The 23,837-nt window shown below is 50.6% G+C and carries 29 protein-coding genes; all 29 read right to left on the reverse strand.

Features of this window, described 5'->3' with window-relative positions; translation table 11 throughout:
- Positions 1-4 precede the first annotated feature (4 nt).
- The gene (flhB, locus tag EVJ29_RS04675; RefSeq protein WP_131465277.1) at positions 5-1,096 is read right to left on the reverse strand and encodes a flagellar biosynthesis protein FlhB; all 1,092 of its coding nucleotides are present in this window, start codon (positions 1,094-1,096) and stop codon (positions 5-7) included.
- Positions 1,093-1,863, reverse strand: coding sequence for a flagellar biosynthetic protein FliR (gene fliR / locus EVJ29_RS04680; protein WP_070327485.1), 771 nt, complete (start codon positions 1,861-1,863; stop codon positions 1,093-1,095). The genes flhB and fliR overlap by 4 nt, the downstream gene beginning before the upstream one ends.
- Entirely contained in the window at positions 1,860-2,132 is a 273-nt protein-coding gene (gene fliQ, locus EVJ29_RS04685) for a flagellar biosynthesis protein FliQ (protein ID WP_070327486.1), read from the reverse strand. Before fliQ ends, fliR begins: the two co-directional genes overlap by 4 nt.
- 11 nt (positions 2,133-2,143) lie before the next feature.
- Positions 2,144-2,809: a flagellar type III secretion system pore protein FliP gene (gene fliP, locus EVJ29_RS04690; RefSeq protein ID WP_016508219.1), complete on the reverse strand. Its 666-nt coding sequence runs from the start codon at positions 2,807-2,809 to the stop codon at positions 2,144-2,146.
- The gene (locus EVJ29_RS04695; RefSeq protein WP_070327487.1) at positions 2,806-3,300 is read right to left on the reverse strand and encodes a flagellar biosynthetic protein FliO; all 495 of its coding nucleotides are present in this window, start codon (positions 3,298-3,300) and stop codon (positions 2,806-2,808) included. Before EVJ29_RS04695 ends, fliP begins: the two co-directional genes overlap by 4 nt.
- Positions 3,297-3,662 (reverse strand): response regulator, encoded by a 366-nt coding sequence (locus EVJ29_RS04700; protein WP_035385909.1) that lies wholly within the window; start codon positions 3,660-3,662, stop codon positions 3,297-3,299. Before EVJ29_RS04700 ends, EVJ29_RS04695 begins: the two co-directional genes overlap by 4 nt.
- A gap of 12 nt (positions 3,663-3,674) precedes the next feature.
- The gene (fliY, locus tag EVJ29_RS04705; protein WP_131465279.1) at positions 3,675-4,784 is read right to left on the reverse strand and encodes a flagellar motor switch phosphatase FliY; all 1,110 of its coding nucleotides are present in this window, start codon (positions 4,782-4,784) and stop codon (positions 3,675-3,677) included.
- On the reverse strand, positions 4,781-5,770 hold the full coding sequence (gene fliM / locus EVJ29_RS04710) for a flagellar motor switch protein FliM (protein WP_070327489.1): 990 nt from the start codon (positions 5,768-5,770) through the stop codon (positions 4,781-4,783). Before fliM ends, fliY begins: the two co-directional genes overlap by 4 nt.
- Positions 5,771-5,779: 9 nt before the next feature.
- The gene (locus EVJ29_RS04715; protein WP_131440263.1) at positions 5,780-6,229 is read right to left on the reverse strand and encodes a flagellar basal body-associated FliL family protein; all 450 of its coding nucleotides are present in this window, start codon (positions 6,227-6,229) and stop codon (positions 5,780-5,782) included.
- Positions 6,222-6,440, reverse strand: coding sequence for a flagellar FlbD family protein (locus EVJ29_RS04720; protein ID WP_016508262.1), 219 nt, complete (start codon positions 6,438-6,440; stop codon positions 6,222-6,224). Before EVJ29_RS04720 ends, EVJ29_RS04715 begins: the two co-directional genes overlap by 8 nt.
- Positions 6,440-7,234 carry a flagellar basal body rod protein FlgG gene (gene flgG / locus EVJ29_RS04725; RefSeq protein ID WP_131465281.1) on the reverse strand — a complete coding sequence of 265 codons (795 nt, stop codon included), beginning with the start codon at positions 7,232-7,234 and terminating at the stop codon, positions 6,440-6,442. Before flgG ends, EVJ29_RS04720 begins: the two co-directional genes overlap by 1 nt.
- Positions 7,235-7,246: 12 nt before the next feature.
- Entirely contained in the window at positions 7,247-7,681 is a 435-nt protein-coding gene (locus EVJ29_RS04730; RefSeq protein ID WP_071399604.1) for a flagellar hook capping FlgD N-terminal domain-containing protein, read from the reverse strand.
- Positions 7,653-8,735 (reverse strand): flagellar hook-length control protein FliK, encoded by a 1,083-nt coding sequence (locus EVJ29_RS04735; protein WP_236633393.1) that lies wholly within the window; start codon positions 8,733-8,735, stop codon positions 7,653-7,655. The genes EVJ29_RS04730 and EVJ29_RS04735 overlap by 29 nt, the downstream gene beginning before the upstream one ends.
- 22 nt (positions 8,736-8,757) lie before the next feature.
- Positions 8,758-9,324, reverse strand: coding sequence for a MotE family protein (locus EVJ29_RS04740; RefSeq protein WP_131489840.1), 567 nt, complete (start codon positions 9,322-9,324; stop codon positions 8,758-8,760).
- A 4-nt stretch (positions 9,325-9,328) separates the two neighbouring features.
- Entirely contained in the window at positions 9,329-9,763 is a 435-nt protein-coding gene (locus EVJ29_RS04745; RefSeq protein WP_016508248.1) for a flagellar FliJ family protein, read from the reverse strand.
- Positions 9,760-11,079 carry a flagellar protein export ATPase FliI gene (fliI, locus tag EVJ29_RS04750; protein WP_070327495.1) on the reverse strand — a complete coding sequence of 440 codons (1,320 nt, stop codon included), beginning with the start codon at positions 11,077-11,079 and terminating at the stop codon, positions 9,760-9,762. The genes EVJ29_RS04745 and fliI overlap by 4 nt, the downstream gene beginning before the upstream one ends.
- Complete coding sequence (locus EVJ29_RS04755) at positions 11,066-11,791, reverse strand: FliH/SctL family protein (protein ID WP_236633394.1); 726 nt, start codon at positions 11,789-11,791, stop codon at positions 11,066-11,068. Before EVJ29_RS04755 ends, fliI begins: the two co-directional genes overlap by 14 nt.
- Positions 11,775-12,782 carry a flagellar motor switch protein FliG gene (gene fliG, locus EVJ29_RS04760; RefSeq protein WP_083273965.1) on the reverse strand — a complete coding sequence of 336 codons (1,008 nt, stop codon included), beginning with the start codon at positions 12,780-12,782 and terminating at the stop codon, positions 11,775-11,777. The genes EVJ29_RS04755 and fliG overlap by 17 nt, the downstream gene beginning before the upstream one ends.
- Positions 12,783-12,787: 5 nt before the next feature.
- Positions 12,788-14,356: a flagellar basal-body MS-ring/collar protein FliF gene (gene fliF, locus EVJ29_RS04765; RefSeq protein WP_131465287.1), complete on the reverse strand. Its 1,569-nt coding sequence runs from the start codon at positions 14,354-14,356 to the stop codon at positions 12,788-12,790.
- Positions 14,357-14,377: 21 nt separating this feature from the next.
- Entirely contained in the window at positions 14,378-14,662 is a 285-nt protein-coding gene (fliE, locus tag EVJ29_RS04770; protein WP_016508240.1) for a flagellar hook-basal body complex protein FliE, read from the reverse strand.
- A gap of 13 nt (positions 14,663-14,675) precedes the next feature.
- Complete coding sequence (gene flgC, locus EVJ29_RS04775; RefSeq protein ID WP_070327498.1) at positions 14,676-15,104, reverse strand: flagellar basal body rod protein FlgC; 429 nt, start codon at positions 15,102-15,104, stop codon at positions 14,676-14,678.
- 2 nt (positions 15,105-15,106) lie between these two features.
- The gene (gene flgB / locus EVJ29_RS04780; RefSeq protein WP_131465289.1) at positions 15,107-15,478 is read right to left on the reverse strand and encodes a flagellar basal body rod protein FlgB; all 372 of its coding nucleotides are present in this window, start codon (positions 15,476-15,478) and stop codon (positions 15,107-15,109) included.
- A 275-nt stretch (positions 15,479-15,753) separates the two neighbouring features.
- Complete coding sequence (gene codY / locus EVJ29_RS04785) at positions 15,754-16,533, reverse strand: GTP-sensing pleiotropic transcriptional regulator CodY (RefSeq protein WP_016508279.1); 780 nt, start codon at positions 16,531-16,533, stop codon at positions 15,754-15,756.
- Between the two features lie 38 nt (positions 16,534-16,571).
- Positions 16,572-17,942, reverse strand: a complete 1,371-nt coding sequence (hslU, locus tag EVJ29_RS04790; RefSeq protein ID WP_070327500.1) for an ATP-dependent protease ATPase subunit HslU — start codon at positions 17,940-17,942, stop codon at positions 16,572-16,574.
- A complete protein-coding gene (hslV, locus tag EVJ29_RS04795; RefSeq protein ID WP_070327501.1) occupies positions 17,939-18,487 on the reverse strand; it encodes an ATP-dependent protease subunit HslV in 549 nt (182 codons plus the stop codon). Before hslV ends, hslU begins: the two co-directional genes overlap by 4 nt.
- A gap of 11 nt (positions 18,488-18,498) precedes the next feature.
- Positions 18,499-19,380, reverse strand: coding sequence for a tyrosine-type recombinase/integrase (locus tag EVJ29_RS04800; RefSeq protein ID WP_070327502.1), 882 nt, complete (start codon positions 19,378-19,380; stop codon positions 18,499-18,501).
- 187 nt (positions 19,381-19,567) lie between these two features.
- The gene (trmFO, locus tag EVJ29_RS04805; RefSeq protein ID WP_370252239.1) at positions 19,568-20,875 is read right to left on the reverse strand and encodes an FADH(2)-oxidizing methylenetetrahydrofolate--tRNA-(uracil(54)-C(5))-methyltransferase TrmFO; all 1,308 of its coding nucleotides are present in this window, start codon (positions 20,873-20,875) and stop codon (positions 19,568-19,570) included.
- 2 nt (positions 20,876-20,877) lie between these two features.
- A complete protein-coding gene (gene topA / locus EVJ29_RS04810) occupies positions 20,878-22,974 on the reverse strand; it encodes a type I DNA topoisomerase (RefSeq protein ID WP_131504763.1) in 2,097 nt (698 codons plus the stop codon).
- A 65-nt stretch (positions 22,975-23,039) separates the two neighbouring features.
- Positions 23,040-23,834 (reverse strand): DNA-processing protein DprA, encoded by a 795-nt coding sequence (gene dprA / locus EVJ29_RS04815; RefSeq protein ID WP_236633395.1) that lies wholly within the window; start codon positions 23,832-23,834, stop codon positions 23,040-23,042.
- Positions 23,835-23,837: the final 3 nt, after the last annotated feature.

Raw genomic sequence — 23,837 nt, forward strand, 5'->3', positions numbered from 1 at the left:
CTCCTCAAGACGGTTGTTTCAGTTGATAGACGAACGCCAGCACTTCGGCGATCGCCTGATAAAACGACTCGTCGACGACTTCTCCGATGTCTAGCTGCGCATAGAGCGCACGGGCCAGTGGTTTATTTTCCACGATCGGGATATCGTGCTCTTTTGCGACGTCACGAATATTGAAAGCGACTTGGTCGACCCCTTTGGCGACGACGAGCGGCGCAAAGTCTTTCGTATCGTCATAACGGATGACGACAGCGAAATGGGTCGGGTTGGTGATGACGACGTCCGCGTTCGGAATCTCTTGCATCATACGCCGCATCGCCATCTCCCGTTGTTGTTGTTTGATTTTCGACTTGATGAGCGGGTCGCCTTCACTGTTCTTATACTCGTCTTTAATGTCTTGTTTCGACATACGGATCGACTTTTCAAAATCGAACCGTTGATAAAAGAAGTCGAGCAGTGCGAGCGCGAGCAACGCGACACTGACCCACAGCCCGAGTTCGATCGTGATCGCAGCGAGTGCGACGACCGATTCACGAACATGTTCGACGGCCATGCGTGACAATTCTTTTTGGTTTTGCCAAAGTATAGCGACCGCAGTCGTCAGGATAATCAATAATTTGAATAAGGACTTTAAAAATTCGACGACTGCTTTCATGCTGATGATGCGCTTGACCCCTTTGAGCGGGTCAATCCGCTCTAACTTTGGTTGAATCGCCTCTGTTGAGAACAGTGAACCGATTTGGAAATAGTTGATTAAAATACCGAACACGACCGCAACGATCAAGAACGGTGCTAAAATGATCCCGGCGCGAATGACCAAATCAATCATCATCCCGGACATGCCTTCTGATAAGTCGTACAGCAAATATGTTGGACCGAGTAGCTCTTTCGTCAGGCCAAACAACTGCTGACCGACAAAAGGTCCGAGAAAAGATAACATGAGGAACATCGCGAACAAGGCGAACGCTCCGGTCAGATCGGCTGATTTCGCAACTTGGCCTTTTTTACGCGAGTCTTCTCGTTTTCGAGGTGTTGCTTTTTCCGTTTTTTCTCCTGCAAAAAACTGAAGATCGACCGATAAAGAATATAGAGGCTTCATTGAGCGTCTCCTAACAACGTCATAAAATCACGTAATATCTCTTGCAACACCGGGATGAATTGGCTGATCCCATTCAGCGTCAATCCCATCATCATGACCATCACGGAAAACCCGGCGATCAATTTGAACGAGAACCCGATGGCAAAAATGTTGAACTGCGGGGCCGATTTTGCTAAGAAGCCAAGCGCCAAGTCGACGAGAAGCAGCGATGCCATGAGCGGGAACGCGAGTTGCAATGCGACCATCATCGTCATCGTGACGACCTTCACGGCCATCATGAGCGATGCTTCGCTAAAGTTGATCATCGGCTGACCAGGCGGATAAATTTGAAAGCTGTAATAGATACCGTCGATTAACAGTAAGTGCAAATTACTTGATAGCATGATGAACAGCGTAAAGATGTAATAAAATCGTCCGATCAACGGCGACTGTCCGCCAAACATCGGGTCATACGCTGACGCCATCGCCAGACCGAGCTGCAAATCGATGATTCCCCCGGCAATCTGCGGGGCAAAAAATAAGATATTGATCAAAATGCCGAGCAGAAGTCCAATCAGCACTTCGTACAGCACTTGAACGATGAAGGCTTGCCCAAGTTCAAGCGGCTCTGTTACCGTGAACATCGCATAATAAGCTAAAAAAGCACTAAACGCGACACGGTGCATGACCGGGAGCTGCCTTGAAGAAAATAAAGGCACACTTACGAAAAATCCGGATAGACGAGCAAACGTCAATCCATATAAGCTAATGAAATCGACCGCATTCATTTCGAGGCGACCTCGACCATCAGTTCAAAGATCATCCGCGTAAATCCTTCCATCTGTTGCAGCATCCACGGCGCGAAAACGACGAGCCCGATAAAGACCGCGACTAGCTTTGGAACGAACGATAGCGTCTGTTCTTGAATTTGAGTCGTCGCCTGTAAAATCGAGATGACGAGTCCGACGACGAGGGCGATCAAAAGAAGTGGCATCGAAATTTTTAATAATGTCCATACACTCTCTGTCGCCAAATAGATGACCATTTCATGCGTCATAATCGTTCCTCCTACATACTTCTAAGCAATGATTCCACGATTAAGTGCCATCCATCCACTAATACAAACAACAACAATTTGAACGGCAGAGCGATCATGACCGGTGGAAGCATCATCATCCCCATCGACATGAGCACACTCGCCACGACCATATCAATGATTAAAAAAGGCAAGAAAATCATAAAGCCGATTTGAAACGCCGTCTTGAGCTCACTGATGGCGTAAGCTGGTACCATCGCGAGCAAAGGAACGTCTTCGACCGACTCCGGTTGCTCATAATTCCCGTATTTGATAAACAGTTGCAAATCTTCCTGTCGCGTATACTTTGCCATGAATCGTTTCATCGTGTTACCGGCTTCCTCGAACGCCTCATCTTGACTGATCTCGTCGTCCATATATGGAGACAACGCCTTGTCGTTTAAATCAGATAAGACCGGAGACATGACGAACAGCGTGATGAACAAGGCGAGCCCGATGATCAATTGGTTCGGTGGGGTCTGTTGTGTCCCTAAGGCTGGCCGAATGAATGAAAGAACGACGACGACACGTGTAAAACAAGTCATCAAAATCAAGAATGACGGCGCCAGCGTGAGCAGTGTCAATACGACCAATAATTTAATCGAAGTCGACGTGCTGTCCGGCGTTTCTAAATTGATCAGTTGTTCAATCGTCGTCATTGCTTCTTCCTCACTTCTTCAATCTGTGACAGTTGTTGTTTGAACGTATCTAAGAACGTTGATGTGTTCGAAGTGTTCAGTGAAGGCGCGTCATACGCTGCTTCATCAATCGATTCCGCATCGATTCGATCAATCAATTGAATCGATTCACCGACACCGAGCACGTATACTTGCTCCCCTAACTTGACGAGCTGCACCGAGCGGTCCTTCCCAAGCGGTACCCCGCCGAGATGTTTCATATGTTGCGCCGTCTTCACACCTTGCGTCCGTGCGTTTAACCAACGCATCAAGACGAGGAATCCTCCAATTACGACAACTAAACTCAAAACGACCTTGACCAACGTCCCGACCGTCGAGACGGTCGTAGGGACAGATTGATCTTTGGCTTCAGGCTGCTGTTGTTCGAACTGTTTATCCACGGTGGCGGCCTCGACCGTGGCCGGCACAGACAGCCCGACCACGAGCAGGAAAATCAACCACCACTTGTTCATTGTGCGACCGTTTTCGAAACTGCCTCGACGACACGTTCCGCGTTGAACGGTTTCACGATGAAGTCTTTCGCTCCCGCTTGGATCGCATCGATGACCATCGCCTGTTGTCCCATCGCCGAACACATGATGACTTTGGCGTTCGAATCGAACCCGCGAATTTCTTTCAATGCCGCCAGGCCGTCCATTTCTGGCATCGTGATGTCGAGAGTGACGAGATCTGGCGTGAGTTCACGGTATTTTGCGACCGCGTCAATACCGTTCTCTGCCTCGCCGACCACTTCAAACCCGTTCTTCGTTAAAATGTCTTTAATCATCATGCGCATGAACGCCGCATCATCTACCACCAAAATTTTTGCACTCATTATTCTTCCTCCTTAAACGATTCCAATCCGCTCATGCGGTTGGATGATTTCTGTCACACGTACCCCGAAGTTCTCTTCGATGACGACGACTTCGCCGCGGGCAATGCGTTGTTGGTTCACATAAATATCGACAGGTTCCCCCGCCAATTTATCAAGTTCAATGATCGACCCTTGCGACAGTTCGAGCACTTCTCGCACTGACCGTTTCGTCCGGCCGAGTTCGACCGTCACGTTGAGCGGCACATCATACAGCAAGCCTAGGTTTGCCGGCACCGAATCGTTTGACGTCGGGGCGTGGAGTGGCATGAACTCGGCTTGGCTGACCGCCACTTCTGGGGCTGACGTTTTTTCAGTGCGTACCGGAGCAGGTGCCGGAGCTTTCGCTGGTGTGACCGCCGCTTGAACTTTCGGCTGCTCTTGTTTAGGCGCGGCCGGGGCTGACGTCGTAGCTGCAATCAGTTCGTTGACGAGTTGCTTCCCGAATTGAATCGGGGCAATTTGGACAATTTTTGAATCAATCAACGTGCCGACTTTCAAATTGAACTCGATCAGCACCATCGTCTCCCAAAGCTCAAGCCGGTCAATGATCGTTTGATTTTTCGTCGCATCGAACACTTCGACGAGCGGCGGCGAAATATCAATCTTTTTAGAGAACACGGTCGAGAGCGATGTGGCCGCAGCCCCCATCATTTGGTTCATCGCTTCTTGAACGGCCGATAACCGAATCTCATCGAGCCCGTCCGGATCGACGCCGATCCCGGTCCCACCGAGCATCAAATCAGAAATGATGGCCGCGTCTTCGCGGGTCAAGACGAGGACGTTCTCCCCTTTCAACCCTTCGGTGTAACCGACCCGAAGCGCCACGTGAGGTGTCGGATAACGCTCTCTGAGCTCATCGATCGTCACTTCACTGACGACCGGGGTCGTGATTTCTACTTTTTGTTGCAGTAACGTCGACAGCGCCGTCGCGGAATTTCCGAACGAGATATTTCCAATCTCTCCGAGGGCGTCGCTTTCCATCGAGTCGAGATGTTCTTCGCTCTCGTCTACCGGTTTTGGCGAACTGTCGTTCGTTCCTCGTAATAACGCGTCAATTTCATCTTGTGACAACATCTCACTCATTGCTCTTCCTCCTTCACCCGGTGAAGCACTTGGACCGCCATCCGCTTCCCACTCACACCGACTTGCCCTCTGAACACTTTATTTTCCCCTACTAGGACGGATAGCGGGTCTTTCACTAGTTGATCGAGCGTCAAACAGTCACCGATTTCTAAATGCAACAAGTCACCGAACGTGATTGTCGTCTCCCCGAGCAGGGACACGACTTCTACCGTCGAGTTCATCAATTGGGCTTTGAGCGGTTCTTGACTGTTCCCGCTCGCATTGCGGCGGTTCGCCTCCTGCATCCAGTAATGACTCGATAGTTTCGATAGCACCGGCTCGATCGTCACGAACGGCAAGCAGACGTTAATCGTCCCGCTCACTTCTCCGATCGTGACCCCGATCGAAATGAGCACGACCGTCTCGTTTGGTGACACGAGTTGAAGGAACTGTGGGTTCACTTCAACGGCCGTCATTTCGGACTTGATTTCGGCAATCGACTCCCACGCTTCCCCGTAACCGGCAAAAGCTCGTTTATATAGCTGGGTCAAGATTCGCATCTCGATTTCAGTGAAGCTTTCGACTTTTTCAATCTCGACGCCAGGTCCCCCGAGCAGTCGATCCAACATCGCGTAAGAGATGTTCGGATTGACTTCGATGATGAACCGACCGTTAAGCGGGGGCGCCTCGATCAAGTTGATCATCGTCATACTCGGAATCGAATGAATGAACTCATCGTATGGAAGCTGTTCGACTGAATTGACCGTGAACTGGACATACGTCCGAAGTTGGGCCGAGAAAAATGTCGTCAGCATCCGTGTGAAGTGTTCATGGATCCGGGTCAAGCTACGAATTTGATCTTTAGAGAAACGGACGGCCCGTTTGAAGTCATACTGCCGTACTTTTCGTTCTTCTTCTTGATTCAAAAAGGAATCGGCTTCGACATCTCCACTGCTTAGCGCTGATAACAGGGCATCAATTTCTTGTTGAGACAGTACTTCTCCCATGATGCCACCTCACTGTATAATTTTCTTCGTCATATAGACGCGCTGGACCTCACCTTTTTCCAGCAGTCCGTTTAATTGCTCGCGAAGGGATTGCTCGAATTTCTGCATATCTTCCTTCGTCGTGAGCTGTGCCTTCGTCATCCCGGCCAAATCACCAAGGATGACGTTATGGACTTGGAACTTACGAAGTTCAAGATCTTCTTTCGTCTCAGCCGCATCGGTCACAATCGTGAATTGGACGTTGATGAACCGTTCGTCTTGAATGTTCGTCGTCATATCCTCGGTCGTGAAGCTGCGCTCGGCGAGTTCTTCTGCCGTCACTGGTTTCGTTTTAGCCGTCACGTTGTCACCGAATACATATTTATAAGTCATAAACCCAGCGCCCCCCATGACGAGCAGGACGACGAGCAGGATGAGCACCATTTTCATGGCGCCTCCTTTTGGTTTTTCTTCACTCATCTTCTTCACCTCTTGTGACTGTCGTTCCCATCAACCCGATCGAGCCGTAAAATGCCGTCGTCCGATCGATGATTTGATCTTTCGTCTCTGTGACGATATAAGTCTTGCCGTTATACAAATGAATGATCGTGTCAGGTTCGGCCTTGACCGTCTCGATGAACAAGGCGTTCAAGACAAATTCCTCACCCCGCAATGTCGTGACGCGTATCATCAGCGTTTCAAGTTGACGAGTTCTTGTAAAATCTCGTCTGACGTTGTGATGATCCGTGTGTTCGCCTGGAATCCACGTTGCGCGATAATCATTTCGGTGAACTCTTCAGACAAGTCGACGTTCGACATCTCGAGGGCGCCCGAGACGAGTTCACCACGTCCATCTTCGCCTGGAATTCCTGGGTTTGGATCCCCTGAGTTTTGCGATTGAATATAGTTGTTCGCTCCGACTTTTGATAGACCGGCGTTATTGGCAAACGTGACGACTTGAATTTGACCGACGTCTGTTGAAACGCCCGCAGCATTGACATAACTGACTTGTCCGTCTTTTCCAATCGATAGTGACTTCGCTCCGGCAGGCACAGTGATTTTAGCGCCCGCTGTGCTAAGGACGTAAGCCCCATCACCATTGACGATATCCCCGGCATTATCTGTATAAAAGTTACCGGCTCGTGTGTATTGGGTTTGGCCGTTAACGTTTACTGCGAAGAAGCCTTCACCGGAGATCCCGACATCGAGCGCCCGACCTGAGTTTTGCATCGCGCCTTGGTTATAGACGTTATCGACCGTAGCCATCGTGCCCCCGAGACCGACTTCTTTCGGGTTGATCCCGCCGGCTGTTAATCCGTTACCGCCTGAAGCGCTACCGACTTGCTGGCTGACGAGGTCTTTGAACGTGACGCGGCCTTTTTTATACCCGAACGTGTTGACGTTGGCGATGTTGTTACCGACGACATCAAGCTTTGACTGGAAGTTCTTTAATCCACTGATTCCTGAGTACATTGCTCTTAACATGATGAATCCCCCTTATGCTTGTTTGATGGACGTAATATTGTAGACGCTTACCGAGCTGCCGTCTTCGAGATCGGCCATGTAACCTGACTCATCCGTTCTTGAAATCGAGACGACACGTCCCGATCCTTTGATCGTCTCCGTCTCAGTCTCCGTTTTATGGTCGACTGTCTTGCCGATCATATTACTGAACTCGGAAATCGAAGCCATGTGGCGATCGACGAGTACTGAATCAAGTTGCTTTGAAATCGTCTGCATTTGTTCGAGTGATGAAAATTGAGCCATTTGTGAGATGAACTCGCGATCTTCCATCGGTGACATCGGGTCTTGGTTGCCAAGCTGGGCCATCAATAGCTTTAAGAACATGTCCTTATCGTATTGGTTCGTCGCTTTAGGCAGCGATTGATCGGGTAACGTATAATCATTCGTCTTCGGTTGGATGGTCGTCATCGTCGGGTTCCCCTTTCGGTTGTTCCTGTTGTTCTGGTTCAGGTTGGTCTGACTCGCTAAACGTCGATGATTTCGCTTCGAGCGCTTGTTGCGTCAAACTCACTTCGACCCGGATATGCTGCGACAGCGGCTGGAGCGTCTGTTGCAGTTGTTGCATTTGCGACTGGAGCAACTGTTTTGCTTCTTGGTTGCTCGCGAACAGCTTGACGACGAGTTCACCGTTATGGCGCTCGAGTTTGACGACGAGTTCACCTAGCTGTTCCGGATATAGGCGAACGGTGAACACTTTCGACCCATCGGCCCCGCTTCGGAACGGTGCTCTTTGAAGAGCAGCCTCGATTCGGGCTTGGAGGTTCTCCGGAAGCGACCCTTTAGACGCGTACATGACCGTTTCCGAGTCGATCTGTGGTCGTGACCACGTCATGCCTTTCGGCAACCAGTCGACGCTTTCTTTTCCAGCTTGCGGTAATACATTCGCCGGCGTTTCATTTTGATAAGGGAGGGGAATATGTTTTGAAGTCTGGGTTAAACTCCCTTTAAATTGCGAAACGATTTGCTGGATAACTTGGACGTTCTCGTTTACGGTTGGCTGGTTTTGTTTTCCGGCCAACGCCTCGCGCTCCGTCTTTCCTAACATCATCGCGCCCGGTAAAATCGTTTGGGCGGCAGCTAACGTGGTTACGACGTCTGACGAGACCGTTTCCTCGATTGTTCCTGTGCCTGCACCTGCTTGGGCGATGATGCCGATATAGGCGTCCATGAACTTACGATAGGCGTCTTGTGGCAAAGACTTTAACCACTCTAAGCTATCGGGTTGTTGTAACCACTGTTCAAGCTGGCTCGACAAGTTCTCGAGCGGAAGGGCGCTATCTGTCACAATTGGCGCATTCGGTGCGAGTGTCGTCGGCGCAGCTTCCAACTCAGCCAACGCTTCCGTCGAGGCGCCGAGCATCGATGAAAGCAGGTCTAAAAACTGTCCGGTCGGGGTAGATCCTGTCTCCCCGCCTTTCGCTGTCGTTCCTTGGACCGCTTGAGCAAATAAGGCGATATTCATCATCTCTTCCTCCTTTCACGTTTCATTGGAGCAATTGCGTGACGACGGCAGCCTGTTGTGCATCCATCCGTCCCAATATGTCGGCCTGTTGTTTCGGCGACAGTTCTTTTAAGATCGTCGCTACTTGCGGGCTCTCGAGTTCGTTCATGATCGCGGCAGCTTGTTTAGCGGACATTTCTTCATAGACACGAGACACGTTCGACGTGTCTTCCTCCACTTCCGCTTCCGCAGTGGCTCCGAGTTCAGACACGAGTCGGTCCCGCTCTTTGATCAAGTCCGATACTTCTTCTTGTCTCGCTTTCACTTCATTCGTCAATTCGACGTTTTCCGTGCGAAGTTTTTCAATCTCAGCGTTCGCGACTTTTAATCGATTCGTCGTGTCCGCGTCAATGCCGGTGACATTGACTTTTGTTTCAACTGCCTCATCTTTGTCTGCCTGTTCGCGCGTTTCTATAAACGGCACCGATAATAGCGGCCGGTCCATCGCATAGTTCATGACGACGATTCCGCCGACGAGTAAAAAGATTGCCGGGACGAGGACAAGAGCGACCAAGAGCTGTCTACCTCGCTTATTGTTCTCTTTTTCCATCAGCTTACTTCCCTTTCCCGTGATGAATCACTGCCAACTCATCGATAAAATGTTGTTCGGTGAGTTTCGAGACGGCCACTTCATTTTGGCTGACCTTCTCATGCAACGTTACATATTTTTTCTCTTCGACAACTTTTCCGAGCAAACGCTCTTGAGCCAGATTGTAACGGTTCCGCGACTGTTGCACGACGAGTTGTTGCGTCTCAATTTGACGCTTTAACTGTTCCCTCGCCTTTTCACGATATTGGAACATGAGCAGATCAATCACACCAGATTGTTCATCTTGACTCTTCATGAGCGTCTCATACGTCACGACTAATCGATACAGCGTCTCCATCTCGGCTTCGAATCGCGCCTTATGACCTCTCATCTCTGTCGCCGATTCTTCTTTTGCATGCTCGGCAATCGGCATGATGCGTTCTAACAACAGCTTGTTCATGATTCACCTCTCGCAATTCCGACAAGACGATCGAGCGTCTGCTCGATCGATGCCTCTTCTTCAATCGACTGTTTTAAAAATGTGAGCAGTCCCGGATATTCATCGATTGCTGTATCGATCGCAGGATTCGTGCCCTTTTTATAGGCTCCGATGTTAATCAAGTCTTCCGCGTCTAGATAAGTGGCGAGCCAACTCCGAAACGTCTGCGCGGCATCGCGATGTACAGGTGAAGCAATCTGGTTCATGACCCGACTGATCGATTTTAAGACATGGATCGCCGGAAACTGCCCTCGGTTGGCGAGCGAACGGTCCATCACGAAGTGACCGTCTAAAATCCCACGGACGGCATCCGCGATTGGTTCGTTCATATCGTCCCCGTCAACGAGGACGGTATAAAACGCCGTGATCGAACCGGTGACGGACGTCCCGCTCCGCTCTAGCAGTTGCGGAAGCATCGCGAACACGGAAGGCGTATATCCTTTCGATGTCGGTGGTTCTCCGGTCGCTAGCCCGATCTCTCGTTGGGCCATCGCGAATCGGGTCACTGAGTCCATCATAAGGACGACCTCTTTGCCTTGGTCCCGGAAGTACTCTGCGATCGCCGTCGCCGTGTAAGCGCCCTTCAAACGCACGAGCGGGGGTTGATCGCTCGTCGCTACGATGACGACCGATCGAGCCATGCCTTCAGGACCAAGTTCTTTTTCGATGAACTCTTTTACTTCTCGTCCCCGTTCGCCGATCAATGCGATCACGTTTATATCTGCCGATGAGCGTTTAGCGATCATGCCAAGCAATGTCGATTTCCCGACGCCTGACCCCGCAAACAAACCGACACGTTGGCCTTTTCCGACCGTCAATAACCCGTCGATGATCCGGACCCCGGTCGACAAAACGTCTAAAATGCGTGGACGTTCTAACGGGTTCGGCGGTTTTCGAAGAACATCGTAGCGTTTCCCAGTCGGCATCGCTTCACCCGATAAAGGGCGCCCGAGCCCGTCAAGAACTTGACCGATCAGTTCGAACCCGACCGGTACTTGGAGCATGTGCCCCGTCCCTTTGACGATACAACCTGGGGCGATCTGTGTCGTTTCTCCGTAAGGCATGAGCAAGACGCGCTCTTCATTGAAGCCGACGACCTCGGTTTCAACCGTTTGGCCGGACGGTAACTCGATCAGGCAGCGCTCACCGATAAACGCGCTCGGACCGTTCGATTCGATCATCAGCCCGACGACGCGGCAGACACGACCGACTTTACGCACATACTCATCTTCTGGAGCAGCGGTGATTGTGTCGAATACGCGGTCAATAAGCGCCATCGGATAGAACCTCCTCAATCTTGGAACGGATTCGTTCAAAACTGTACGATACGTCGAGCTCGTTGCCATGATGTGGCGTCTCGATCCGCACGCTCGTCTCTGTCAACGAGACATCGGCCCGATATTTCAACGGCGGCATCTGTTCGGATTGCCACATCGACTCGAAACGTTGGATTGACGCTAGTCGCGTCGGGTGGACGAAGACGGTCAACGCTTCGGCATCGATCTGGCGAAGCAGTTGTTCGCGGATCATGTCGGCGAACAACGCCTCCTCGTTTCGGACGAGATCGGTCGTGACACGTGCACTGATCTCGACGGCCAAATCAACTAACTTCGTTTCGGCATCTCGCCATTTCTGTTCGAACAAGTTCTCAAGTTCGGCGCTGACCATGTTCAATCGGGCCGTCAGCTCATCGAACTCTGACTTTCCTTCTTGACGTCCTAGGTCAAAACCTGACCCGTACCCCTCCTGATAAGCAGCCTCAAGCGTTTGTTCTCGTAACAGTTCAAGCTCATGTTCCACTGCTTCACGGTGTAGCTTGATCGCTTCTTCCTCTTGGCGGAGGGAAGCGTACCTTACTTCTAACTCTTGTTCATGATTACGTTCGACCATAACCTCTGAAATCGGTTCAAGGAATGGCCGCGAATCAATTCGTTGTGGTTCGAGCGGCATCGCTCGTTGACGTTTGATTACGTTAGACAACGATGTCATCTCCTCCACCACGGCTAATCACGATTTCTCCGACATCTTCTAGGCGGCGGATGATTCCGACGATGCGGCTTTGTGCTTCTTCGACGTCACGCAGTCTGACCGGTCCCATGAACTCCATATCTTCCTTGAACGTATCGACCATTCGTTGCGACATGTTTTTGAAGATGATCTGTTTGACCTCTTCGGAAGATACTTTGAGCGCGAGCAGAAGGTCGTCGTTGGCGACTTCGCGAATAATCCGTTGAATCGCACGCGAGTCGAGCGTGACGATATCTTCGAAGACGAACATCCGCTTTTTGATTTCTTCCGCGAGTTCCGGGTCTTCGATCTCGAGCGCGTCAAGAATCGTCCGCTCCGTCGTCCGGTCGACACCGTTAAGCACTTCGACGACTGCCTCGATCCCACCGGATTGGGCGTAATCTTGCATATCGGTTTGTGATAAGTTCTTTTCAAGAATCTGTTCGATCTCATGAATGACGTCCGGGTTGAGGCGATCCATCGTCGCGATTCGTTTCGCGACCTCCGACTGAATCTCTGGTGGAAGTTCCGACAAGATTTGCCCGGACTTGACCGGTTCAAGATGAGCCAAGATTAAGGCGATCGTCTGCGGGTGCTCGTTTTGAATAAAGTTGAGCAACTGCTTCGGATCGGCTTTTCGGGCAAATTCAAACGGTCGGACTTGCAGCGTCGAAGTGAGACGATGAATCAACGCCATCGCCTTTTCTTCTCCGACCGCTTTCTCTAAAACTGTTTTCGCAAACCCGATGCCACCTTGGGTGATATAACTCTGTGCCATCGCCAGGTCATGAAATTCTCCTAAAATGGCTTCCTTTTGTTCAGACGACACTTTTCGGAGTGCCGATATTTGTAGCGTCAACTGCTCCATCTCTTCTTCGGACAGGTGTTTATATACACTTGCCGCCACTTCAGGTCCAAGCGAGATCATGAGCATGGCCGCTTTTTCTCGGTTCGGTTGTTTTGCGTAGTTCACAGTACTCACTCCTCAGACATCCAAGTACGAAGAAGCTTGGCGAACTCTTCTGGATTACTCTCTGCCAATTTCTCCAACTGTTTCTTCTTGACGGCACCTTCGCCTCGCTCTTCCAAGTCGAGATCGGGTACTTCGTCTTCATACGGTACTTCCCATTCATTCGTTTCCGAAACCGGTTGCTGATTCCGTCTTCGCATGGCGAAGAATAGAAGTGCGAGCAAGACGACGGCACCAGCTGCGGCTGCATACATCCACCACGCTGTCGGCTGTTCTGCCACTGCCGTTTCTTCCGTTTCAGCGAACGGTCGTGACACGACGACGACTTTCTGTTCGAGTTCCGCTTCTGTCAACGCCTCGCCCGTTTTAGCGAGCGACGTCCGGATGATTGAATACATCATCGTCTCAAGGTCGCCCTCAAGTTGCGGGTCGATTGCTTGAGCGCCGTCTGGCGGCTCGACGATCAATTGAACACCGAGGTCACGGATCGTGTAGGGGGCGTTCTGAATTTGTTTCGTGATGCGATTGACCTCATAGTTGATGATTTCATGGTTTTTTTCGCTTTCTTCTTCCCCGGTTCCAGTGGCAGCCGGGAAGTTGACGGTATCGTTCTCGCCGGTCCCTGCCGCTGCTGCCGCACCGGTACCCCCCGTATACGCTTCAGCGATCCGTTCAGCAGACGTCACAATCCCTTCCATCGTATCCTCGTTGACCGGGGTTACCAGGTTTTGCTCTTCTGCCGATTGGGTCGTGTCGATGTCGGCCGTGACCGAGACGAGCACGCTACGTTCTCCGAGTAAGACCGAGAGCATTTGTTGAATCTGTTGACGTACGTCTTTCTCGACTTGGCGCTTCAGTGCTAACGGGTCGGTCGAAGTCCCACCGGCCATCGTCGATTGATCCAAATCGTAATACGTGAAATATTGGTCCATGACCGAGATGTTCTCCGGTTTTAAGTTCGGAACACTCTTACTGATCAAATGATAAAGTCCTTTGACCGTCGCCGGCTCAAGATTCGTACCTGCTCCTAAATTTAGGACGATCGAAGCCGTCGGCTCCCCTTGGTCTTCGGCCAAGAACACCGATTTCTCCGGAAGCGAGATAATAACTTTTGCTTGGTTGATTCCTTCGATTTGTGTAATCAAACGTTCGAGTTCGGTTTGCATCGCGCTTCGTTCGATGACTGCCATTTCTCGATCCGTCGTTCCAAATCCGGCGTTCTCACTGAAAAAGCTGTAATCGATCGCGCCTGACTTTGGAATCCCGGCGGCTGCCAAGTTAACTTTCAATTGGTCGACTTGCTCGCTCGGCACGTAGACGCTGACACCGTTCGATGTCGCTTTGATTTCTGACTTCACCCCATCAGCCGTCAGCTTTTCTGTCACTTCTCCGGCCTCTTGGGCCGAGAGGTTCGTGTAGAGAGGAGCCATGTTCGGGCGCGAGAGCCAAACCGTCAAGAGCACCGCGACGACAAGTATGCCGACGATGACGATGCCCCAAATGATTTTACGTTTTGTTTGCATCGCCTTCAGTGGGCCGGCCAGTGAGCTGAATTGTTCTTTTAACTTATCATTCATCGCAACTCGTCATCCTCTTCATTAAACTTGCATTCGCATCATTTCTTGATAGGCCTCAACCGCTTTATTTCGCACCTCAATGGCGAGTTGCATCGCAATCGACGACTCTTCGCTTTGGATCATGACTTGGTGAAGATCGGCTTTACCGACGGCGAGGTCTTTCCGTGCCGTACTCGTTGCCTGTTGAACTTCATTGAGCGACTGCATCGCTTCATTCAAATATGACCCAAACTGAGACGGTGTCTCTTTCACTGTCGGCAGAGCCGCGGTCTGGTTACCGATTAATTGAATCGGGTTAATTTGCATAGTCTGTCACTCCTTATCCTTTACCGATTTCGAGCGCTTTAACGAGCATCGCTTTTGACGCATTCATCGCTGCAATGTTCGCTTCATATGATCTTGTCGCACCTGTCAAATCAACCATTTCTTTTAACAGGTCGACGTTTGGCATCTGAACGTATCCCCGTTCATCCGCATCCGGGTGACTCGGGTCATATGTGAGTTTGTAAGGACTTTCGTCTTCGACGATGCCTGAAACTTTGACGCCTCCGCTCACCGCCGACAGCTGTTGACGAAACGGCGCTTCTTGGAGCACCGTCATTTTCCGTGTATACGGCTGCCATTCCCCATCGACAAGTTTGCCGCGAGTTGTCTGGGCGTTCGCGATGTTCGCCGACACCGTATCCATCCGAAGGCGCTGAGACATGAGTGCCGAAGCGGATATGTGAAAACTATCGAACATACCCATAATTAACGTCCTCCTCTAATAACGGTTTTAAGTCCACCGAGTCGACGGTTCAATTGTTCCATCATCGCCTCATACTGCAGTTGGTTACGGGCCAGTTCACTCATCTCATAATCGAGATCGACACTGTTCCCGTCACTTCGCATCGCCCCTCCGGCCCGGTCAACGATTTTCGTTGCACCACCGCGGTCACTCGGACGGCCACCGGCTAACTTTAGGCGCATCTCGTTGCTTAACGTCTGTTCGAACACAGCCTGTTTCGCTTTAAAGTTCGGCGTATCGATGTTCGACAAGTTATGACTGATCACTTTTTGATTCATGACCGAATGATTGATCGCTTGCTTCATTAATTGATAATCTGTGCCGATCCAATTCATGCGTCTCACTCACTTTCACTTAAAAGAATGCATGTATATACCTTATTTGGAAATTCTACTACTTCATTGAAACAAATCTGTAACAGTTCTGAAAGATATTTTTATTAAAACAGGTAAATGGTATCGTCTGTTTTTGTCGAATTCACGACATATTCTGAAAATAATTACTTTTGCACTAAAAAAAGACGCCCTTTTTCACAAAGGGACGCCTTTTTGCAACTAAAGTCCTAATTGATAGGACTTTTAGCTATAATCTAACGGATATTCGCTCGATTTTAATTTGATTTCAGCTTCTGCAATTCAAACAAGAAGTTATCATTTAATATCTTGATATACGTTCCTTTCATTCCGAGCGAACGTGACTCGATGACGCCAGCGCTTTCAAGCTTGCGCAACGCGTTGACGATCACAGAGCGAGTAATTCCCACTCTATCGGCAATTTTGGAAGCAACTAACAGGCCTTCATTACCCCCAAGTTCTTCAAATATATGCTCGATCGCTTCAAGCTCTGAATAAGACAACGAATTGATCGCCATTTGGACAACGGCTTTCTTGCGCGCCGACGCCTCTGCTTCCGCTGCTTTCTCACGGAGGATCTCCATTCCGACGACTGTCGCGCTATATTCTGCGAGGACGAGGTCGTCTTCAGTGAACTCGTTGTTCAGTCTGCCGAGAACGAGTGTACCGAGTCGTTCCCCGCCACCGATGATCGGGACGATCGTCGTCATTGAATCAAGGAACAGCTCACGGTTCTCGACCGGGAACGCCGTATACTCGCTATCGATGCCGATATTTTCCGTCGTCTCTTTCACGTTGAACAAGTTCGATGCGTACGGTTCAGGGAACTGACGATCGACTAGGAACGCCTTCATCCGCTCGTTCTCAATCTGTTGTTTAATGGCGAAACCGAGCAAGCGACCGCGACGGCTCACGATGAACGTGTTCGCTTCGAGTACTTCACGCATCTTATCTGCCATCTCTTTAAAGTCGACGTGCGCGCTCGCCTCTTGCTGAAGCATCGTGTTCAATTGACGTGTTTTATCTAGTAAGTTCATAATTCTAATTTTCCTCCCTGTATGTGCATACAGAATTCTTATAAAATAAATTGACTAAGGTCTCGATCTTCCGCGATCGAGCCGACTTTTTCTTTCACATACGCCGGTGTGATCTCGACGTGTGTTTGTGGCATGTCGGCCGCCTCAAACGATAAGTCCTCGAGCACGCGCTCCATGATCGTATAGAGACGGCGCGCTCCGATATCATCAGTTTCTCGGTTGACGTGCGTTGCGATCTTCGCGATCTCTTCGATGGCCGAGTGGGTAAATTCGACGCTGATCTCCTCTGACTCGAGAAGGGCCTTGTACTGCTTGATGAGCGCTTGTGACGGCTCCGTCAGAATTTTGACGAAATCTTCCTCGGTCAGGCTACTCAACTCGACACGGATCGGGAAACGACCTTGCAGTTCAGGAATCAGATCTGACGGCTTCGCCATATGGAAAGCACCTGCCGCGATGAATAACACGTGATCCGTTTTGACGGGACCATATTTTGTGACGACGGTCGAGCCTTCGACAATCGGCAAGATGTCTCGCTGCACACCTTCACGAGAGACGCCAGCATGGTCTTGTGACTTCGTCGCGATTTTATCGATCTCATCGACGAAGATGATGCCCATCTGTTCGCTGCGTCGTACCGCCTCGTCATGTACTTCATTCATGTCGAGCAAACTTTCCGCCTCTTCGGCAACGATGAGCGGGCGAGCCTCTCGAACCGGGAGCTTCCGCTTCTTCCGCTTTTTCGGGACGATTTGGCCGAGCATGTCTTGAAGATTCGATAAGCCTTCCATCCCTTGTCCTTGAAACAAATCAACTGTCTGTTTCTCTTCAAGGTTGACTTCGATCAATCGCTCTTCGAGTTCGCCGAGTTCAAGCAACTTACGTAATTGAGACCGATCAGTCGATTGATCGTCCGTCGGTTCTTGCGTCTTCTGTCCTTGACCGCCAAACAGCGCTTCGAACGGGTTTGCGGCTGTCGGCTCAACTTTAGCCTTACCTTGCAGTGCATCGAGAATACGTTCGGTCGCAGCGGCTTCCGCTGGTTCCTTCACGTCTTCTTTCTTTTCTTCCTTCACGAGGCGCACCGAGTCTTCAACAAGGTCTCGGACCATCGATTCGACGTCCCGTCCGACGTATCCGACTTCAGTGAATTTTGTCGCTTCGACTTTCACGAACGGGGCACCGACGAGCTTGGCAAGACGTCTCGCGATCTCCGTCTTCCCGACACCGGTCGGACCGATCATTAAAATGTTCTTTGGGGTGACTTCGTCGCGTAAGTCAGCACTTAGCTTCTGGCGACGGTAACGGTTGCGCAGTGCAATCGCGACCGCACGTTTGGCATCTTTTTGCCCGATGACGAACCGGTCTAGCTCAGCTACGATTTGACGTGGTGTCAATTCACGTTTCATTCTGTATCGCCTCCGATCGTTTCTACGATAACTTGGTCGTTCGTATAGACGCATAATTCACCGGCAATCTCTAGGGCGGCGCGAGCAATCTGTTCGGCTGTTTTCTCCGGTGAGTGACGTACGAGAGCGCGTCCCGCTGCTAGCGCATAATTCCCACCTGAACCGATCGCAAGGATGCCATCGTCCGGTTCGATCACTTCGCCGCTCCCGGACACGAGTAAGAGATGTTCCGCATCCATGACGATGAGAAGCGCCTCGAGCTGACGAAGCATCTTGTCGCCGCGCCACTCTTTGGCGAGTTCGACTGCCGCTCGCGGTAAGTTCCCGTTATACATCTCGAGTTTTGATTCAAACTTTTCAAATAACGTGAACGCATCGGCCACGCTACCGGCAAAACCGGCCACGACTTTCCCGCCGTATAACCGTCTCACTTTTTTAGCCTTGTTTTTCATGATGACGGCGTTGCCAAACGTGACTTGCCCATCTCCGCTCATCGCACATTTTCCGTCGTGCCGGACTGCGAAAATAGTTGTTGCATGAAACATAGAATGACCCCCTACTTTCTCGGATGTGTGGCTTGATAGACCGCTCGCAGGCGTTCAGTCGATACGTGTGTGTAACGACCGGTCGTCGATAGTGACTCATGTCCGAGCAACTCTTGGACGGCACGTAAATCGGCCCCGCGTTCGAGCAGGTCGGTCGCAAAACTATGACGTAACGAATGCGGTGTTAACGGTTTTTGAAGTCCGCCGAGTTTCCGGAGTCGCTTCATCACGTAACGAATTTGGTCTGTTGTCACTCGATTCCCTTTTTGACTAACGAATAATGCCGTTTCGTGTGCCGCAGCGCAGTTTTGCCTTAACTCAAGGTAATGCTCTAACGCTTCGACGGCAAATTGCCCGAGCGGGATGTAACGTTCTTTCTTGCCTTTCCCGATGACATGAACGAATGAGAGCGCCGCATCATATGACGATATGTCCATGCCACAAAGTTCGGCGACACGCATCCCGGTCCCGTACAACACTTCGACAAGCGCGACATCACGTGCCCGCAGGAACGGGTCGTCTTGGCCGTTTGCCGTCATGAGCAGGTGTTCGACCTCGCTCGGTACGGCAAACGTCGGCAGCGTCTTGCGACGTTTCGGCGACGTCAAGTCATGAAACAGCGGTTCACTCCCGGTTTCTCGAGCCACAAATTTCCCGAACTGTTTGAGGCAGGAGATTTTTTGGGAAACGGTCGTCGTCGCCGCTTCATTCTCGTAAAGGACATATAAATAACGCCGCGCCGACTGCACATCAAATGGCTCTTGATGTGTCGATTGGCAATAAGCGGCGTACTGTTCGAGTGTTTGTTCGTAAGAGCGTTTCGTATGAGGCGACAGTCTTCGTTCGACTTGGCAATAGCGTAAAAATGATTGTTGATCCTCAGCGAATCCCATCCTCTCGCCCCCTTGCTTTCAGCTTAAAAACGCATGTTCCCGTCAAATCGAAATTAGCATAGCATACAGAATCAGAGGTGACAATAGAAACCCCTTCAATAATCTGAAAATTTTCAAAGTATTGCACAAATTACACAATTGAAATTTAAATTCACAAAAAAAGGAACCAAAAATTGGCTCCTTTCCCTTAAATCTCTTTATATTGCTGAATCGTCTCAAGGGCACGATTCGCATAGCGCTCATAGCGTTCTTGCTTTTTCATCTTCTTCGGCGCATCTTCGAGCGACGGCACGAGACCGAAGTTTGCATTCATCGGTTGGAAGTGCTTCCCGTCTGTCGTCGTGATGTAATGCGCCATCGAACCGAGCATCGTCTCGCGCGGGAGGACGAGCAGCTCTTCACCGGCAACCATCTTCGCCGCGTTGATTCCGGCGAGTAGTCCTGACGCGGCTGACTCGACGTAGCCTTCGACACCGGTCATCTGACCGGCGAAAAATAGCGTATCGCGAGTACGGGCCTGATACGTCGGTTTCAACAGGCTCGGTGAATTGATGAACGTGTTCCGGTGCATGACACCGTAACGGACGATCTCCGCATTCTCGAGACCTGGGATCAATTGAATGATCCGTTTTTGCTCGCCCCACTTGAGGTGGGTTTGGAACCCGACCAAGTTATAGAGCGTTCCGGCCGAATTGTCTTGGCGGAGTTGGACGACCGCAAACGGACGTTTACCTGTTTTCGGATCTTCGAGTCCGACCGGTTTCATCGGTCCGAACAAGAGCGTCTTCTTCCCGCGTTGAGCGATCACTTCAAACGGCATGCAGCCTTCGAAGTAAATCTCTTTCTCAAACTCTTTGAGCGGTACGACTTCGGCTTTGACGAGTTCTTCGTAAAACAGATTAAACTCTTCTTCCGTCATCGGACAGTTGAGATAAGCCGCCTCTCCTTTGTCATAACGTGACTTCAAGTAGACCTTCTCTCGGTCGATCGTCTCTCCGTCTAATATCGGAGCGGCCGCATCGTAGAAGTATAAATAATCTTCACCGGTGAAAGCTTTCAATGAAGCAGACAAGTCAGGAGACGTGAGCGGTCCCGTCGCCATGATGACGATCCCGTCCGGAATCTGTTTAATCTCTTCGTTGTGTACCGTCACGAGCGGATGATTCTTGAGCGTGTCGGTGACGAAGCCCGCGAAGTCGTGACGGTCGACGGCGAGGGCGCCACCGGCCGGAACGCTTGCCGTATCCGCCGCTTTCAAGATGAGCGAGTCGAGTGTGCGCATCTCTTCTTTTAACACACCAACCGCATTTTGAAGTCCGTTCGCCCGAAGCGAGTTCGAGCAGACCAGTTCAGCAAACTGATCCGTATGGTGCGCCGGCGTCTGTCGGACTGGTCTCATTTCATACAAATCGACTTGAATCCCGCGTTTTGCGAGTTGCCAAGCCGCCTCGGAGCCGGCGAGGCCCGCTCCGATCACAGTTACACGTTGCTGCAAGGTTAATCCTCCTCTAACTGATGTACCTCGGTATGGGTACAGTTCGTGCATTGATATTTGACGCCATCTTTAATCTTTTTCTCAACCATCAACTTACCGCATTCAGGACACGGTTTCGCGACCGGTTTGTCCCATGAGACGAACTCACAGTCTGGATAGTTCGAGCAGCCATAGAACAGGCGACCTTTCTTACTGCGGCGCTCGACGACTTGTCCGTCTTTACAGTTCGGGCACGGGACGCCGATTTCGACTTGAACCGGCTTCGTATTCGTACAGTTCGGGAATCCAGAACAAGCCATGAACTTGCCGTACCGTCCCATCTTGATGACCATCGGCGAACCGCAGATCTCACAATCGATACCGGCTGGCTCGTCTTTCACTTCGATCTTCTCAATTTCGGATTCGGCCCGTTTCAAACGTTTCTCGAATGACCGGTAAATCGGGGCAACGACTTCCGTCCACTCGACTTCTTCATTGGCGATCGAATCAAGAAGCGTCTCCATGTCGGCTGTGAACTGTACCGTGATGAAGTCGTTAAAGTACTCATCGATCATCTCGATGACAAGTTCTCCGAGCTCGGTCGGAATGAATTTTTTCTCTTCAAGCACGACGTAACCGCGCTTTTGGATCGTGTCGAGTGTCGGCGCGTAAGTCGACGGACGACCGATGCCGAGCTCTTCCATCGCTCGGACGAGTCTCGCTTCACTGTAACGCGGTGGTGGCTGGGTGAAGTGTTGCTTCGGCTCGACCGTCTCGAATGCGACCATGTCGTCGACTTCAAGCGGCGGAAGCAATCCTTCCCGCTCTAAGTTCGTGTCTTCGATATCGTCGTCTTTTGACTCGATATACACTTTCATGAAACCTGGGAATTTGACGGTCGATCCGTTGGCACGGAAAATCATGCCGTTCGATTCGACGTCGATTTTCACCGTATCAAGAATTGCTGGCGCCATTTGACTCGCGACCAACCGTTCCCAGATGAGTTTATACAATCGGAGTTGATCCCGTGACAAGTACGCCTTCATCGAAGCCGGGTCACGTAACGCCGACGTCGGCCGGATTGCCTCGTGGGCATCCTGTGCGTTCGCCGCTTTTTTCTCTTTCTGCTTTTGAGAGGCGACGTACTCTGCACCAAACGTCGATTCGATATACGATTTCGCTTCGTCTTTCGCCAAGTCAGAAATTCGTGTCGAGTCGGTACGCATATACGTGATCAACCCGACAGTCCCTTCTTTCTTACCAAGGTCGATTCCTTCGTAAAGCTGTTGGGCGAGCATCATCGTCTTCTTGGCGCGGAAGTTCAGTTTCCGGGCCGCATCTTGTTGGAGTGAACTTGTCGTGAACGGTAATGATGCGTTACGCTTCCGCTCTTTCTTCGTGACATCGATGACTTTGAATGACTCATCGATCGTCTTGAGGACGGCGTCGGCATCCGCTTCCGTCTTCAACTCCATCTTTTTCCCGTCTTTTCCGTAGAACGATGTCTCAAACGTCTCACCCTCATAGTTGAGCATCAGTTTAATCGTCCAGTACTCTTCCGGGTCAAAGGCGTTGATTTCACGTTCGCGGTCGATGATCATTTTGACAGCGACGGATTGAACACGACCGGCTGACAAACCTTTTTTGACTTTCTTCCATAACAACGGGCTCATCCCGTATCCGACAAGACGGTCGAGAATCCGTCGCGCCTGTTGGGCGTCGACGAGATCGTGATTGATCTTGCGTGGATGTTTAAATGATTCTTTAATCGCATCTTTTGTGATCTCGTTGAAGACGACACGACATTCTGTCGTTTCATCGACGCCGAGGGCACGGGCTAAGTGCCAGGCGATTGCTTCCCCTTCGCGATCCGGGTCAGCCGCGAGAAAAATTTTCGTCGCTTTTTTAGCGGCCGTCTTCAGTTCTTTTAACACTGGGCCTTTTCCACGGATCGTGATGTACTTCGGTTCAAAGTCATGTTCAACGTCGACACCGAGTTGACTTTTCGGTAAATCGATGACGTGACCCATGGACGCTTTGACCGTGTAGTTTGATCCTAAATAACGTTTAATTGTCTTTGCTTTCGCAGGTGATTCGACGATCACCAAATATTTTGCCATACATCTGCTCCCCTTTTGGAGGTCATTTAAATCCCTACCATAATATTCATGTTACCGACCGTTTGTCAACGTGCAATCATCGCACCATTCAAAATTTGGTCGGGATTCGTCAAAGGAATCGCTCCTTCTTCAATCAATTTATTCGGTCCTTCCGCTAACGGATCGAGCGGACTTCCCGGCACCGCAAACACCGTCTTGCCTTGCTCGAGCGCATGACTCACCGTATTCATCGTCCCGCTCTTTCGTCTCGCTTGGACGACGACGAGCCGGTCGCCTAATCCACTGACAATTCGATTTCGTTCTAAAAATTGAAATTTTTTGACAGGTGTTTCCGGAGTATATTCACTGAGGAGCAATCCTTGTTTCGAGATCTGGTCGAACAGTTGGTGATGAACATGTGGATACATGTGCGAAAAGCCGGAACCGAGGACCGCAATCGTCGGTCGGTTCCGCCTGACTGCCAACTCATGAACGAGTCCGTCAATACCGAGCGCGCCGCCTGAAATCGATACAGTTTCTTCTATTAAAGGGTGTAAATATTCAACGAGCGGTCGACTGATCCGATTCAATTCACGACTCCCGACCAAAGCGGTCGTTTGTTCTTGTAGTACCTCTAAATCGCCCTGATAAAACAAACAGTACGGAGGGTTGGGGATATGTAATAGCATTCGTGGGAACAATTCGTCCTCCCACGTCAAAAAACGGTCATACGTGACCGTTGAACGGAACGCCCGATTCGCTTTTTTCCATACGTTCGGATGGAACGAATTCCGTTCCGTCAGACCCGGATTTGATAAGTAATGATGGACGAACTCGACCGGCAAACGTTCTGCCGCAAAACGAGCTATTGTTTGATTCATCAC

The sequence above is a fragment of the Exiguobacterium sp. SH4S7 genome, from assembly GCF_004336795.1.
Lineage (GTDB): Bacteria > Bacillota > Bacilli > Exiguobacteriales > Exiguobacteriaceae > Exiguobacterium > Exiguobacterium aurantiacum_A.